The sequence below is a fragment of the Kumtagia ephedrae genome (genome assembly GCF_003012745.1).
GTDB classification, from domain to species: Bacteria; Pseudomonadota; Alphaproteobacteria; order Rhizobiales; family Rhizobiaceae; genus Kumtagia; species Kumtagia ephedrae.
Genome location: NZ_PXYK01000025.1, coordinates 24863 through 39138, shown reverse-complemented (window position 1 = coordinate 39138; position 14276 = coordinate 24863). Strand labels below are relative to the sequence as shown.

Sequence of the window (14276 nt, the reverse complement as noted above, 5' to 3'; positions counted from 1 at the left end):
TTCGCCGCGCCCTGCTGGAAGCCTGCTCGCGCTCAGCGGGCTCCAGGTTCATCCACCCGGCTGGTTCTGTCCACTGCGATGACCTTGCCGGAGGCGGCCGACAGGCTCAGCGGTGCCGGAGGCCCCTCGACGAGTTGCAGGTAGCTGTCCCGCTTCAGCGTCGCCGCGTACCGGCCCTCCCACTTCACCCGCGACAGGTCGGCATCGAGAACATCGGCATTGACCAGGACCATCCCCTCGCCGGCGCTGTCGAACGTGCCGACGAATCGTTCGAGCCGCGCTCGCTGGTCGACGATTACCGGCGTTCCCGACCGCACCGGCGCCGCCAGCGGCGTGGTGACCAGGTAGGACACACCGTTCTGGATAAGCGCGCGCGCAATAACCGTCTCGTCACCGATACTGATGGGGTCGCCGACATAGACGTCGTCGGCGCGCCCTTCGGGGCCGGCATCGAAGGCTTTGATCGGAATGACGGTCGCACCGGCCTGGATATCCTGCGTGGTCTTGGTAGCCAGTGTCCTGCCGATGACCGTGACCGCCGTCTTGCGTGCGGAAGCCTGCGAACCGTCCTCCGCGTCGTCGCCGCGGCGCATGGTCGAGGAGCCGAGTATCCGACCGCCCTTGGAAAATTCGTACATCAGCACCCCGTCGCCGGCGACATAGTCGTAGACGAGATCGCAATTGCTGTACTCGACCTCGACCGCCCGCGTCGCGCCGAAGGTCGAGATCTTGCCGAGATCGATGCTGCCGAGGCAGCCGTTGAGCCAGACGCCGCGCACCGCGCTCGGTTTCATCGGCGGATATGACTTGCCCTCGGCCGCGTCGGCCTCCATTTCAAGGTGCATGCCCTCGCATTTGATGTCCCATTCGAGCTGGGACCTCAGTTTCATGTCGGTGCCGTCGTAGACGAACCCGCTTCCGGAGACCGTGCCTATCCCCTTGACGTAGAAGCCGCCGAACCGGGCCTCGTCGTTCCGGTTGGACAGGCGGCAGCCGGTAGCGTGGATGAAGCCCAGACGGATGCCCTTGCCGATCGTGCCCTTCTGGCGCTCCACGGTCAGCATGTCGCAATAGTCGCCGCAGGAGACCGCGCCCCCGGTCGGAAGGCCCCTCGTTCTGACCGGGCCGACCCGCATCGCACCCGTAGACGCAAGGTCATATGGCCGAAGCAAGCCCCAGCCGTCGGCATTGTCCAGCTCGCTCAGAAAGGTGATGTCGAAATTGCTGGGATGATAGGTTTCGAGCATCCGCGCATCTGTCTTGCTTGGATTGTTCCGATCGTCGAAACCGTCGGCCCGTGGGTCGTACTTGAAGCCGAAATGGCAAAGCAGAAGGATGTTCGTACCGACATTGGTTGCGCCGAAAACCCCGACATCGACCCTGCAGTCTTCAACATGGCCCATATAGGTGACCATGAGATTGGCTTGGGAAGGCTGTTCTCCTGCGAGGCGTGCCGCCCTGCAGAAAAGCACGTCAAGGTCGATGTTCTTCCGCAGCGGCTGCTCGGCTACGGTTCCGAATTCGCCGACGCGGACAGCGGTACCGAAGCAGCCCATGCCTCGCCCTTTGTTCGGCTTTACGGAGGTGGCCGCCCACTGGTCTATGAAGCGTATACCGATCAGGCCCGAGCCGGGTTCGAGCAGCACCATCCCGCTCTCGATGTACTGATTGGCGACCCCGTTCCATGAATGTCTGCACCACAGGGTACTGGCGAAGCGCTGCTTTGCGATCCAGCGGGCTTTCGGCCGTATCTCGCCGTCGATGAAATAATCGCCGTCGAGCATCAGCGGCACTCGCCTCGCGAAGGCATGGGCGTCGGCTGCCTCGAAAGCGGCCCTGTCATTGGTGCCGCCTGTTCGAACAAAACCTCTCCTGCGCTCGGCGGAGGACGCGTCGAGCGGCAGGTCGTTGCGCAGCGTGTATGCCAGGTCGGCGAGCGCGCCAAAATGCTGTGGATAGACGTCGCCGTCCGGCAGCAACCCGGGCAGGTCCGGCAACGCGGCCGCGCCCGAGGCCCCGGCGTAGCGAAACCCGCCCGCCGTGTAGGTCTGTCCTACTTCCGGCACCAGCCCACCAGCAAGCGCGGCGGCGAGGGCAGCGCGCGTCGGGAAGTCGCGCGCCGCAAACGCCAGCTTCGGTCGCACGACGGCAGCTGCGCCCAGCAGCCCAAGAAATGCTCTACGTTTCATCGCGCCCTCAAGCTTCTTGCTCAAAGCGTCATCATTATGGCGCATTACCCCGTGTACTTTTGACGACAATCGCCTAGGGTCCGTGCCCCTGTCAGCAACGGCCGATGTGAGGAAATGCCCATCTTTATGATTGCCTACGATTTGCGGGGGAAGCGCAAAGTCTACGAGGGATTTTACGACACGCTGAAGGTCCTTGACAGCCGATCGCCTCTGAAGGCGGTCCAATTCGTCGAGACCGACAGGGACGCCGCGTCGCTGTTCATGGATCTGTCCGAGGGCCTTGAGCCGGAAGACCGGATAGTAGTAATGGAGATCAAGGACGGTGCCGATTGGTTCGCTTACGGCATATCCAATGAGAGGTGGCTAAAGGCAAAGTTGCCTCAATCGTGAGATTGACGCTTCGAAAAATGTCGGGAAGACTTAAGCCTAAGGAACTTCCTCTCCAGATTGTCTGCAGGTTAGGATTGCTATTGCCGAACAGATGATTACCCCGTCGAATGGGCTGAAAGCGCGGCCATGCCGGCCCGTACCAATGAAGGAATCTCCATGATCTTCGCTGTCGACAATCTGGTGTTTCACCAGCAGGGGAACTCGACGACCCAGTCCGGGGTAGCGATCTACGGCACTCCGCTTCACTGCGAACACCCAGGCGAACTCGTCTCGCGATACGGTGCCGTCCCGCTGCCGGACTTTCTGGCTTCGGAAGCCCGCCGGTCGATCGGAAACTACGTCCTGGTCGACTTCGACCGCGGCAGGATCATCACGTCACCGGGGTATTGCGGCGGTTACGGCTATGCCGGACATGGCGAGGCCGTCGCCTCGACCACGCTGGCTCCGGTGCTCGCCGTGCTGGGCGACCGGATCTCGATCGACTCCTATGCCATTTCCCTGTTCCTCACCCATGCTCCCAAGAGCGCCTACAACCAGTTGCCGATATCGACCCATTTCGAAGGCGTCTTCCGCATCCCGCCGGCCGCGCTCATAGAATTCCAGGGAGGAGAGAGGACTGTCTTCCGCTCCTACATCATGGACCGGCCGGACCAGCCGGCTTCCTTCGAAGCGGCGATCGAGGAGATCTCCGACTCTCTGGCGCGGCATTTCACACGCAATCGTATCAATCCCGTGCTGATGTTCTCCGGCGGCGTCGATTGCTTCACGATCTATCTCGGCCTTCGCGGCAAGATCCCCGAGTTCCGCTCGCTTACGGTCGAGCACAACACCGCCAATGGACCGGACAGGGCATTCGCCGTCGCCGACAAGGTCGGCATGGCGCTCGAACTCGTCAAGGAAACCTATTCCCAGTCCGCCTTCGCCACTGCCGTGCTCGACAGCCGCATGGAAAAGGACATCATCTCGGGCCGCGGCCCCGCGGTCGCGATGATCGAGAAGGATTTCGGCGGAACCGTCATCCTCAACGGCCAGAACGCCGATGCGCTGGCCCACATCAACATGAACGTGCTCCAGAGCAATTTCGAGAAGCCCCTCCTGTCGAACCTGAAGTGGGACCAATCCGAGAAGGACGAAGCCCTGAGACTTCGGCAATATGACGTGCTGTTCTCCAATCTCATGTTCACGCGGCCGTTCCTGGTTGATAAGCGGTTTCAGACCTATATCGCCACAGCCGTATCGAAGGTGACGAAGGGAACCATTCCTGACCCGGAACCCGGCCCCAACGGCATCCTTCGCGGCATGATCTCCAGCCAGTACCCGAACCTTCTCCCGAAGATGGCCGCGCCGGTGGACCAGGTCGCCAGCCTTCAGAAGGAAGTGGATTTGTTCAAGGCGTTTGCCGGCCCGGCAATGAAGGACATGGAAACAGCCGTCCAGCTGATCCGCTACTACACTTATGCCGCGCTTTCGGCCAAGCGGCTTTCCACCTTCGCCAATCCGGACGGCAGCCGCTGCGAACTGGTGATCCAGAGCGGTCCGATTCTCTCCTATTTCCTCGGCCGCCAGCGCAAGCTTGCCGACGCGGCCTCTCCCAAGGCCGAGTTGTATGCCTACGTCCGCAAGAAGACTGGGAAGGCATACAGTACGCTCGCCAAGCGCAGCCGCCCCAATTTCAATCAACGCACGCTGGACAAGACCGTCGCCGATCCGCTGCTGGCGAGGAACATGGCCCGGTTGAATCCCGCGAATTCCTGCATTCTGCCTAGGATCGCCGATGAAAGGGTCCGCGAGCATATCACCGGCATCTACCGTCATGTCGCCGAAACGGCCAGACCGGATCACCCGAACGTTACGTTGTTCAGCCAGACGAGAGGCCGCTATATCTTGAATCTGGAAAAGCTCGTTGGCAAAGCCTTGGGCAAGGGCGAGGGCATCGCAGCAGCCAGCAATGATGGGGAGCGAGTTGCCCGACCCACATCGCCTAAGCGCAGTTGGATTAGACGGCAGAAAACCTCCGCTTAGGTGAGTCTCCGGTCTGCCAATTGGCGCCGAGCAGGTGTCGGAAGCTATCCATTCCCGTGTGCCGCAGGGCCTTAGCCCTGCGGCACACGGTCACGCAGCCAATGATCGTTCGGAGTGTTGTATGAGAACCAGTCTGCGGTTTCCTTGATCTCTACTATCAAGATTCGATCCTCCGATCCGATAAGGTCGGATAGCTCGATGAAGAGTGACCCTGATTGCTTATTCGTCTCGACGAACTGCACGCCAGTTAAAGGAGACCTGCAGCCCATATCCTTCAGCCTCTTATAAAAGCTGGCGTAGGCCTTCCGATCTCCACTGAGATCGTAGGAGATCAAATAGACGGTCATGGTTTCAGATATAATTCTGCATGAACCGCGCACCGCGCAGACCGGCATACTTACGCACGAGCGAGATCGTCTTTTCAAGGGTGCCACTCTGCCGGCGCTTCGCCAGCTCGATCTTGTGTTCGATTGGCCTGATCGGCTTGCCGAAGAGTGAGTTCGTGTACTGGACCTGTGCCATGATTCGGTAGGCTTTTTCCGGGTGCGCACCTTTGTGATAAGCGGACGTGTCAACGAAGAAGACTGTCCCTGCCCGGCCGGTAATGCTGACCTCATCGTTTTTCGCGCCGCACTCGGCCATTTCTGCGTCGGAATAGCGGCGATCGGTCCAAAGGAGTTCCGGACGCTTCCTGTGGGTGCCCTTGATCAAAGTGTGCGGTCCTGAACCTTCGTCGACGTCCGTCAGATATATGAACATCTTGACGAACTTCAGCCGGTGCATGTCGTAATGGTAGAGTTGGCCAGTACCCTCCATCTCCTTGTCCGCCTTGGTCTTCACCGGACCGGACAGCACCGAAACGGGTGTATTGAAGATCGGCGGCAGTCCGAGATATTTCTGAGCGATGGAATAGAGAAACGGGTCGGCGGCGAGCTGGTAGAGCTCTTTGAAGGTACACGCCTGATTGGTGTTAACCCAATGGGCAAGCTTGGCTCCTTCATTGCCGGCGATCGTCTGCTCTACCTCCTGTTGTATGGGTTTTAGCTGCGCCTCGACTTTTGCTTTCAGGCTCTTGACGAGAGCTGGCGGCGCAAGCACCGGAAGTTTCCAATAGCCGTAAGCTTCAATGTGCCGGTAGGCATCGTCGATTGCATTGTCCCACAGATCCTTCGGGACCTCCGCGTCATCTTCGCCATTAAGACGAATAATCTTAGCGGATCTCTGCTTTAGTATCCCACCGAACATGGTTCCCGCCATGTCCACTTTCTGTATCCTGGAATGATCGGCAAGTACCCACGAAAACACCCTGTTACTTTGCAAGCGAGTTTCTTCACAAGCGTAGCGAAAATTGTAATACTCGGCTTCGTTATTATAGCCACCACTCTTTGCAAACCCTTCCAGATGGTCAATCATCTTCCGGGATCGATAGTTAGGTGGGAGATAACCGTCGATGCGGTCGCGCAACTCTTCCACTGCGGATGCTTCAACCTTAAAGGACGCATCCCTGGCAGCGATCAGGTCTCTGTCAGAAGGCTTGGCAACCCGCCGCACGGTCTTGCTTAAAATGTTCACTTTCGGTCGGTTGGCAGTCCGAAAGAATGAAAGCAGACGACGTTTCAAGCCGCCCGCGACTTTCGGAGCGTCACTGAATTGAACTTCTTCGGTCATGTCCCCTCCACAGAAGCTGCAACCATAGGCACGCTGCATCAAAAGTACAACCGTTAGTGTTGTGAAGTGATTATGACAGAGGCAGCAGGTCGAGTTACAAAGGGAAGGGGTTGGCTTTGTCGCTCGCCTGGTTCAGCCGGCTGGTCGGTCTCTGTCGGCGTGGTGAGCAATCCAGTCGAACAGTGCTTAAGTACGCGTACGACGACCTTCCACATAGAGGGTTGGCAACCGCCCGTTTACGGGGGTCACGTTACTGATTTGGATGAAGATGGTGGGTGCGACAGGGATCGAACCTGTGACCCGCTGATTAAGAGTCAGCTGCTCTACCAACTGAGCTACGCACCCGGGACCGCCACGAGGGCGATGGGGGCGCATATACCCATGCATGCCGGGCCTGTCCAGCCCTTGAATACCGCAATCGCCGGACAAAATGCACATGGCTGCCCTGCGTCCGGCAACACGGCCGTCATCGGGGGAGTTGCCGGCCCGTTGCGGAGATCGGGCTTGCCGCGTCAACGCGGCGGCGATGCCGGCGCGGTCGGCGCTGGACCGGTGTTTTCCGCCGCATGGGCCACCGGCGGCATGCCCGCATCGTGCTTGGCTTGGGCGCGCCTTTCGCGCAGAGTAGGCGCAAAGGGAACGCCGGTCGCGCGGCCGCGAGAGAAGGAGAAAACCATGTCGACAGTGATCAAGGGCGGGACGATCGTCGCGGCCGACCGGACCTACGAGGCCGACATCCTGATCGAAGGCGAGACCATCGCGGCGATCGGCAAGGACCTGAAAGGCGACAAGACGCTGGACGCCGAAGGCGCCTTGATCATGCCGGGCGGCATCGACCCGCACACCCACCTCGAAATGCCCTTCATGGGCACCACCGCGGCAGAGACCTGGGAAAGCGGCACCTTCGCCGCGCTGTCCGGCGGCACCACGCTGGTGGTCGACTTCGTCATTCCCGGCCCCGACGGCATGCTCGCCGCGCTCGAGGACTGGCACGGCAAGGCGAAGCGCCAGGCCTCGGCCGACTATTCCTTCCACATGTGCGTCACCGGCTGGTCGAAGCAGCATTTCGACGAGATGGAGAAGGTGGTCGCGCGCGGCATCAACACCTTCAAGCACTTCATGGCCTACAAGGGTGCGCTGATGGTGAACGACGACGAGATGTTCGCCTCCTTCCAGCGCTGCGCAGCACTCGGCGCGCTGCCGCTGGTGCATGCCGAGAACGGCGACCTGGTCGCCGCGCTGCAGCAGAAATATCTCGCCGAGGGGCTGACCGGACCGGAGGGCCACGCCTATTCGCGCCCGCCCGAGGTCGAGGGCGAGGCGACCAACCGGGCGATCATGATCGCGGACGCCGCCGGCGTGCCGGTCTACATCGTCCACACTTCGAGCGAGCAGGCGCATGAAGCGATCCGGCGCGCCCGCCAGAAGGGCATCCGCGTCTTCGGCGAACCGCTGATCCAGCACCTGACGCTCGACGAGACCGAATATTTCAACAGGCAGTGGGACCATGCCGCGCAGCGCGTGATGAGCCCGCCCTTCCGCGACAAGAGCCACCAGGATTCGCTGTGGGCGGGGCTTTCGGCCGGCTCGCTGCAGGTGGTCGCCACCGACCACTGCGCCTTCACCACCGAGCAGAAGCGCGTGGGCGTCGGCAACTTCACCAAAATCCCCAACGGCACCGGCGGGCTGGAGGACCGCATGCCGGTGCTGTGGGCGAAGGGTGTCGAGACCGGCCGGCTGACGCCGAACGAATTCGTCGCCGTCACGTCCACGAACATCGCGCAAATCCTCAATATTTATCCGCAAAAGGGTGCGATTCTTCCCGGTTCCGACGCGGATATGGTCGTCTGGGATCCGAAACTGTCCAAGACCATCTCGGCCGCGACGCAGAAATCGATCATCGACTACAACGTGTTCGAGGGTTTCAAGGTCTCCGGCCTGCCGCGCTATACGCTGTCGCGGGGCGAGGTGGTTTGGTCGGAGGGCCAGAACTCGCAGCCGCGCCCCGGCCGCGGTAAGCTGGTCGAGCGCAGGCCCTTCCCGGCGGTCAGCAAGGCGCTGTCGCAGTGGAAGGAACTGACCGCCCCGCGCGCCGTCACCCGCTCGGCCGAGCACATGCCGATCGGTGTGTGAGCACGACCGTGTCTTCCACAAGGCTGTCGACAGGACGGATACAGCAAGCGTCATCCTCGCCACGCCCTGCTTTTGCAGTCTGGCCATTGAAGGAAAGTGCGGGAAGCGGGGCGCGGGGCCGAGCCTCTCTAAGTAAAGTACGTGGCGCGGTGACCCGCGCCCCGCCGGCGTTCTTGCCCGTCCGCTAGCGCTGCATTCGCGCAGGTGTCGCGGCTGGGGCCCGGGTCTCCAGCTCACGCCAGCCGCGCTACCGTTTGCGCGGCCGACCCGGCGCCGACGCTCCCTCCTGATACCCGGTGCGCACCAAGTTCCCGCAGGGAGCGGCTTTCACGGCGAAGTATGCCGCAGGCGGAAAGGGAGGGGATAGAAATTCGGTGCGTGGTAAGCGCTGGCGCGGCGAGAGGAGATCAAATATCGGCAACAATTGCCCTTTTCCTGGAAAAGCGCTGCCGCTCCAGGCTTGCACAGGCGGAAAGAACGAAAATTTGTCCCCTTTTTCGCAGCCGCGTCGATCGAGATCGTCATCGCCTCCCGCCTTGAAACAATACCTTCGAACAAAGCTGACCCGGCCACATTCCCGGGCTAATCTCGGACGATGAGACGAATCCTGTCGGCACTGGCGATGGTGATCGCGCTGTCCGCGCCCGCTTCGGCCTGGACCTGGAGCGGCCATGCCATCGTCGCCGAGATCGCGGAGCGGCATCTTTCGTCGGAGGCGAAGAAGGCGGTGTCCGGCCTCCTGGCCGTCGAGGGCCAGAAATCGCTGGTCGACGTCTCGCTCTGGGCCGACCTCGTCAAGGTGCTGCGCATCCCCGGCCAGCCGTCGCATGTCGTGCGCCTTCCCCTCGATGACAGCGGCTATAACGCGGCGAAGGTCTGCAGGAAGAACCGCTGCGCCACCGCCGCGGTCGAGCGATATGCGGCGATCCTGCACGACCGGACAAGACCGGCGGACGAGCGCCTCGCCGCGCTGAAATACGTCGTCCATCTCGTCGGCGACCTGCACCAGCCGCTGCATGCCAGCGCCGACACCGGCGGCCGCGCCGTCGTGCTCGACGGCAAGGTGACCCGGCTGCACGACGTCTGGGACGATGCCATCGTCGCCCGGCAGGGCAAGGACTGGCGCGAACTGGCCGACGCCGTCGAAGCGGCGCCGACCGGACCGATCGTCCCGTCGACCCCGGCGGGCTGGGCGCTCGAGGGCCGCGACATCGCCCGCGACACCATCTTCACCGACCCGCGCATCGCCACGACCAGGCGCGACGTGCTGCCGACGCTGCCGGAGGCCTATCTCGACGACAACTGGCCCGTCGTGCGGGCACGGCTGAAGCAGGCGGGATACAGGCTGGCCCATCTGCTCGAAGAGGCGCTCGGGCCGGGTGATTGACGATTTTGCAGCGCCTGCAAAGGCGAGGAATTCGCTGCTTCGCACCCCCACCCCCAACCCCTCCCCACAAGGGGGAGGGGGACTTGCTGGCATCACCGCCAGGCACAATCGTTGGCGATTTCGCGCGGCATGGCGGTCGCAGAGTCCCCCTCCCCCTTGTGGGGAGGGGTCAGGGGTGGGGGTAAGCTCATATGCGATAGCCTGCACTTGGGGGCGAGGAACCCAAGTCGAGAGACGCCGGCTCACACCAGCAGGACGCCTTCCGCCACCTTCACCGCCTGGCCGCCGATGCGCGCCGCCTCGATGCGTCCGCCTTCCATGTCGATCTCCAGCCTTATCCGCGAGGGCCGGCCCATCTCCATGCCCTGCTCGATCCACAGCCGGGTCGAGCCGTCCATCGGCTCGTCGAACCTGGCGACCGCCCCGGCGAAGGCCGCCGCCGCCGAGCCCGTCGCCGGATCCTCGTAGGAAGGATTGCCGGGCACGAACATGCGCGCATGGAAGGCGCTGTCATGATGCACCGTCTCGCGGCAGTAGACATAGGCGGAGGCGACCGCGCTGCCGCTCTTCTGCGGCGAGATGTCCATCCAGGCTTCATTGTCGAGCCGCGCCTTGGCGGCCACCTTCAGGCCCGACACCGGCACCATGACGTAGGGCACGCCCGCCGACCAGTAGGAGACGCGGTGATTCTCGAAGCCGATCTCGTGCGGCCCGAGCCCGAGCGCGGCGCCGACCACGTCGGCATCGACCGTGAAGGGCAGCGCTTCCGGCAGCTTCGCCAGGCCGAACTCGGCGAAGGCCACGCCGTCGCTGTGGCCGACGACGCAGCGCACCGGCCCGATATTCTCTTCCAGCACCAGGATCGACGGCTCGGTGCTGCCGGCGAGCTCAGCCAGCGCGATCGCCGTGCCTACGGTCGGGTGGCCGGCGAAGGGCATCTCGTAGTCGGGGGTGAAGATGCGCACCCGCGCCTTGTGCCGGGGATCCTCCGGCGCGGTCACGAAGGTCGATTCCGACAGGTTGAACTCGCGCGCGATGCGCTGCATGGCGGCGAGATCCAGACCCTCGGCATCGAGCACCACGGCAAGCGGATTGCCGGTGAGCGCCTCGCCGGTGAACACGTCGTAGACCACATAGCGGCGTTTCTGCATCGCCTCGATCCTCCAACCGCTCCAACATGAGCGAAAATTAACTTGAAATCCGATCGCCCCGGCATGACCTGTGACGCGAAGGGAATCTCGATCATAGGGGTCCTCGATGGACCAGATTGTCAATCGGCCAGGCGCGGACAACCCGCCGTCGATAGAGGCCGCGCTCGGTCTCGACGCCAGCCCGCGCGTCCGCTGGCGCCGCCGGCTGGTTCGCGCGACGTTGGCCGCCGCTCTCCTGGCGGCCGCCGCGGGCGGCGTGTACTGGTGGGCGTCGCCGTCGCAGGCGCCGATCACCTTCGCCACCGTGCCGGCCACGCGCGGCAACCTCACCGTGGAGGTCTCGGCCACCGGCACGCTGCAGCCGCTGACCCAGGTGGACATTTCCAGCGAACTGTCCGGCGTCGTCCGCTCTGTCGCCGTCGACGAGAACCAGACCGTGAGGAAGGGCGAGGTGCTGGCCGAGCTCGACACGGTCCGCACCCTTGCCAATGTCGACCGGGCGGAAGCCTCGGTGAAGGTGGCGCAGGCGCAGATCGGACAGGCCGAGACCACGCTGAAGGAGGCGGAACAGACGCTGACCCGCTCGCAGCGGCTGTCCGACCGGGGCATGGTGGCGCAGCAGGGGCTGGACACCGCGCTCGCTACGCGCGACCGCGCCATAGCGGCCCTCGCGGTCGCCGAGGCCAATCTTGCCATCGCCCAGGCCGAGCTCGAGCTGCAAAAGGCCGACCTGCAGAAGAGCAGGATCTATGCGCCGATCGACGGCATCGTGCTCACCCGCTCGGTCGATCCCGGCCAGACCGTCGCTTCGTCGCTGCAGGCGCCGGTGCTGTTCGTGCTGGCCGCCGATTTGAAGAAGATGGAATTGAAGGCGGCCATCGACGAGGCCGACATAGGCGGCGTCAAGCCCGGCCAGGCGGCGCGCTTCACCGTCGACGCCTTTCCCGACAGGCGCTTCGACGCCGACATCCGCGACATCTCCTACGCCTCGGCCACCACGGAAGGCGTGGTGACCTACAATGCCCGCCTCGACGTCGACAATGACGAGCTGCTGCTGCGGCCGGGGATGACGGCGACCGTCTCCGTGGTCACCCGCCAGGCCGGCGACGTGCTGACCGTGCCCAACGCCGCCTTCCGCTACAGCCCGCCGGTGCAGGCGAGCCAGACCGGCTGGAGCCTGCAGCGGCTGTTCATGCCGCGCATGGGCCGGCCGCGCGGTGCCCGCCCCGCCGCCCGCGAGCAGGACGGCACGCGCACCCTCTATCTGTTGAAGGACGGCCAGCCGGAAGCCGTGCGCGTCAAGGCGGGCGCCAGCGACGGCGAGAACACGGAAATCCTGTCCGGCCTGTCGGAAGGCGACCAGGTGATCACCGGCGCGCGCGGGGCACGCGGCGGATGAGCGCCGACCGCCCGCTCATCCGCTTCGACGGCGTCTGGAAGACCTACGGCAGGGGCGAGGCCAGCGTGCATGCGCTGGCCGGCGTGTCGTTTTCCATCGACCGCGGCGAGTTCGTCGCCATCATGGGGCCGTCGGGCTCCGGCAAGTCGACGGCGATGAACATCGTCGGCTGCCTCGACATGCCGACCGGGGGCCGCCACGGCTTTCTCGGCGCCGACGCCGGCCGGCTCGATCGCGGCCGCCGCGCCACCTTGCGCAACCGCTACATCGGCTTCGTCTTCCAGGGCTACAATCTGCTCGCCCGCACCACGGCGGCGGAGAATGTCGAGCTGCCGCTGATCTATCGCGGCGTCCCCGCCTCCGAGCGCCGGCAGCTCGCCATGCAGGCGCTGGCCGAGGTCGGGCTGAACGGCCGCGAGCACCACACCCCGGCCGAACTCTCGGGCGGCCAGCAGCAGCGCGTGGCGATCGCCCGCGCCATCGTGACCAGACCGATGCTGCTGGTGGCCGACGAGCCCACCGGCAATCTCGACACCGCCCGCAGCCACGAGATCATGGACCTGCTGACGCGCCTCAACCGCGAGTTCGGCCTGACCGTCGTCATGGTCACGCACGAGCAGGACGTCGCCGGCTATGCCGACCGCACCATCCGCTTCCTCGACGGCCATGTCGCGTCCGACACGCTGAACGCGGAGGCGGCGTGATGCTGTGGGAAACCGTCCGCCTCGCCCTGCGCTCGGTGCGCCGCAACGTGCTGCGCTCGTTCCTGACCCTGCTCGGCATCGTCATCGGCGTCGCCGCCGTCATCGCCATGCTCACCATCGGCAGCGGCACGACCGAGAAGGTCAAGTCCGACATCGCGCAGCTCGGCAGCAATCTTCTGGTGGTGCGCGCCGCCCGGCCGGACCGCTCCGGCTCGACCTCGTTCACGCCGCGCCGGCTCGACGAGAAGGACGTTGCCGGCCTTGTCGGCGGCCTGACTTCGGCGCGCGCCGTCTCGGCCGCCGCGCAGAGCACGGTGCGCGTTGTCTTCGGCGCGCAGAACACCGCCGCCGACGTCACCGGCGCCGACCTCGACTATTTCGTCGCGCGCGACTGGGGTCTGGCCGAGGGCCGCCTGTTCACCGAATCGGAAGCGCGCGGCGGCACCAATGTCTGCGTCATCGGCCAGACGGTGCGGACGCTGTTCTTCGGCGCCGGCGATCCGGACGGCCAGTCGATTCGCGTCGGCAAGATGAGCTGCCGCGTCATCGGCGTGCTGGAGAGCAAGGGGACGTCCGGCTTCGGCCAGGACCAGGACAACACCGTGGTCATGCCGCTCACCACCTACCAGCGCCGCATCGTCGGCAGGCGCAACATCGACACCATCTACGTCTCTGCGATGGACGGGGTGGCCACCTCCGACGTCCAGGAGGAGATGGAGACGATCCTGCGCGAGACCCGCCGCATCGCGCCGGGCGCGGACGACAATTTCGACGTGCGCGACATGACCCAGATCGCCGACGCCATGGCGAGCGCCACCGCCACCATGACCGGCATGCTGGGCGCCGTCGCCGGCGTCAGCCTGCTGGTCGGCGGCATCGGCATCATGAACATCATGCTGGTCTCGGTGACCGAGCGTACCCGCGAGATCGGCATCCGCCTGGCCATCGGCGCCCACGAACGGCACATCCTCGTGCAGTTCCTGGTGGAGGCGACGGTGCTGTCGCTGCTCGGGGGGCTGATCGGCATCGCCATCGGCCTGGCGCTGGCGGGCGCCGCCTCGCTTGCGCTTGCCATCCCGTTCGCGCCGAGTCCGGCAGTGATCCTGCTCGCCGTCGGCTTCTCGGCGCTGATAGGCATGGTGTTCGGCTTCTTCCCGGCGCTGCGCGGCGCCCGGCTCGACCCGATCGTGGCGCTGAGGCACGAATAGCAACGCTGACGGCGGCGCGAAGGCT

Annotated in this window: 10 protein-coding genes and 1 tRNA gene; 7 read left to right on the top strand and 4 right to left on the bottom strand. The window is 64.2% G+C overall.

Annotated elements, in window-relative coordinates:
• Positions 1 to 32 precede the first annotated feature (32 nt).
• Positions 33 to 2213, bottom strand: coding sequence for a hypothetical protein (locus C7I84_RS22335; protein ID WP_133170140.1), 2181 nt, complete (start codon positions 2211 to 2213; stop codon positions 33 to 35).
• A gap of 102 nt (positions 2214 to 2315) precedes the next feature.
• Between C7I84_RS22335 and C7I84_RS22330 the strand changes: the two genes are divergently transcribed.
• A complete protein-coding gene (locus C7I84_RS22330; RefSeq protein WP_133170139.1) occupies positions 2316 to 2579 on the top strand; it encodes a hypothetical protein in 264 nt (87 codons plus the stop codon).
• 156 nt (positions 2580 to 2735) lie between these two features.
• Positions 2736 to 4601: a hypothetical protein gene (locus C7I84_RS22325; protein WP_106774431.1), complete on the top strand. Its 1866-nt coding sequence runs from the start codon at positions 2736 to 2738 to the stop codon at positions 4599 to 4601.
• Positions 4602 to 4952: 351 nt separating this feature from the next.
• Here the strand turns inward: C7I84_RS22325 and C7I84_RS22315 are convergent, their stop codons facing one another.
• Positions 4953 to 6269: a phytanoyl-CoA dioxygenase family protein gene (locus C7I84_RS22315; protein ID WP_165816177.1), complete on the bottom strand. Its 1317-nt coding sequence runs from the start codon at positions 6267 to 6269 to the stop codon at positions 4953 to 4955.
• A gap of 269 nt (positions 6270 to 6538) precedes the next feature.
• Positions 6539 to 6614: transfer RNA gene (locus C7I84_RS22310), tRNA-Lys, on the bottom strand.
• A gap of 330 nt (positions 6615 to 6944) precedes the next feature.
• Between C7I84_RS22310 and hydA the strand changes: the two genes are divergently transcribed.
• Together hydA and C7I84_RS22300 are read left to right on the top strand one after the other, a co-directional pair.
• The gene (hydA, locus tag C7I84_RS22305) at positions 6945 to 8402 is read left to right on the top strand and encodes a dihydropyrimidinase (RefSeq protein WP_165816176.1); all 1458 of its coding nucleotides are present in this window, start codon (positions 6945 to 6947) and stop codon (positions 8400 to 8402) included.
• Positions 8403 to 8997: 595 nt separating this feature from the next.
• The gene (locus tag C7I84_RS22300) at positions 8998 to 9789 is read left to right on the top strand and encodes a S1/P1 nuclease (RefSeq protein WP_106774427.1); all 792 of its coding nucleotides are present in this window, start codon (positions 8998 to 9000) and stop codon (positions 9787 to 9789) included.
• Positions 9790 to 10031: 242 nt separating this feature from the next.
• On the opposite strand, the gene C7I84_RS22295 is transcribed toward C7I84_RS22300, so the two are convergent.
• A complete protein-coding gene (locus tag C7I84_RS22295; protein WP_106774426.1) occupies positions 10032 to 10940 on the bottom strand; it encodes a PhzF family phenazine biosynthesis protein in 909 nt (302 codons plus the stop codon).
• A 106-nt stretch (positions 10941 to 11046) separates the two neighbouring features.
• On the opposite strand from C7I84_RS22295, the gene C7I84_RS22290 reads away from it, so the two are divergent.
• Genes C7I84_RS22290 through C7I84_RS22280 form a run of 3 tightly spaced genes read left to right on the top strand, consistent with a single transcriptional unit; the run spans position 11047 to position 14251 of the window.
• Positions 11047 to 12339: an efflux RND transporter periplasmic adaptor subunit gene (locus C7I84_RS22290; protein WP_106774425.1), complete on the top strand. Its 1293-nt coding sequence runs from the start codon at positions 11047 to 11049 to the stop codon at positions 12337 to 12339.
• Positions 12336 to 13043, top strand: a complete 708-nt coding sequence (locus C7I84_RS22285; RefSeq protein ID WP_106774424.1) for an ABC transporter ATP-binding protein — start codon at positions 12336 to 12338, stop codon at positions 13041 to 13043. The genes C7I84_RS22290 and C7I84_RS22285 overlap by 4 nt, the downstream gene beginning before the upstream one ends.
• On the top strand, positions 13043 to 14251 hold the full coding sequence (locus C7I84_RS22280) for an ABC transporter permease (protein WP_106774423.1): 1209 nt from the start codon (positions 13043 to 13045) through the stop codon (positions 14249 to 14251). Before C7I84_RS22285 ends, C7I84_RS22280 begins: the two co-directional genes overlap by 1 nt.
• The last annotated feature ends 25 nt before the right edge of the window (positions 14252 to 14276 follow it).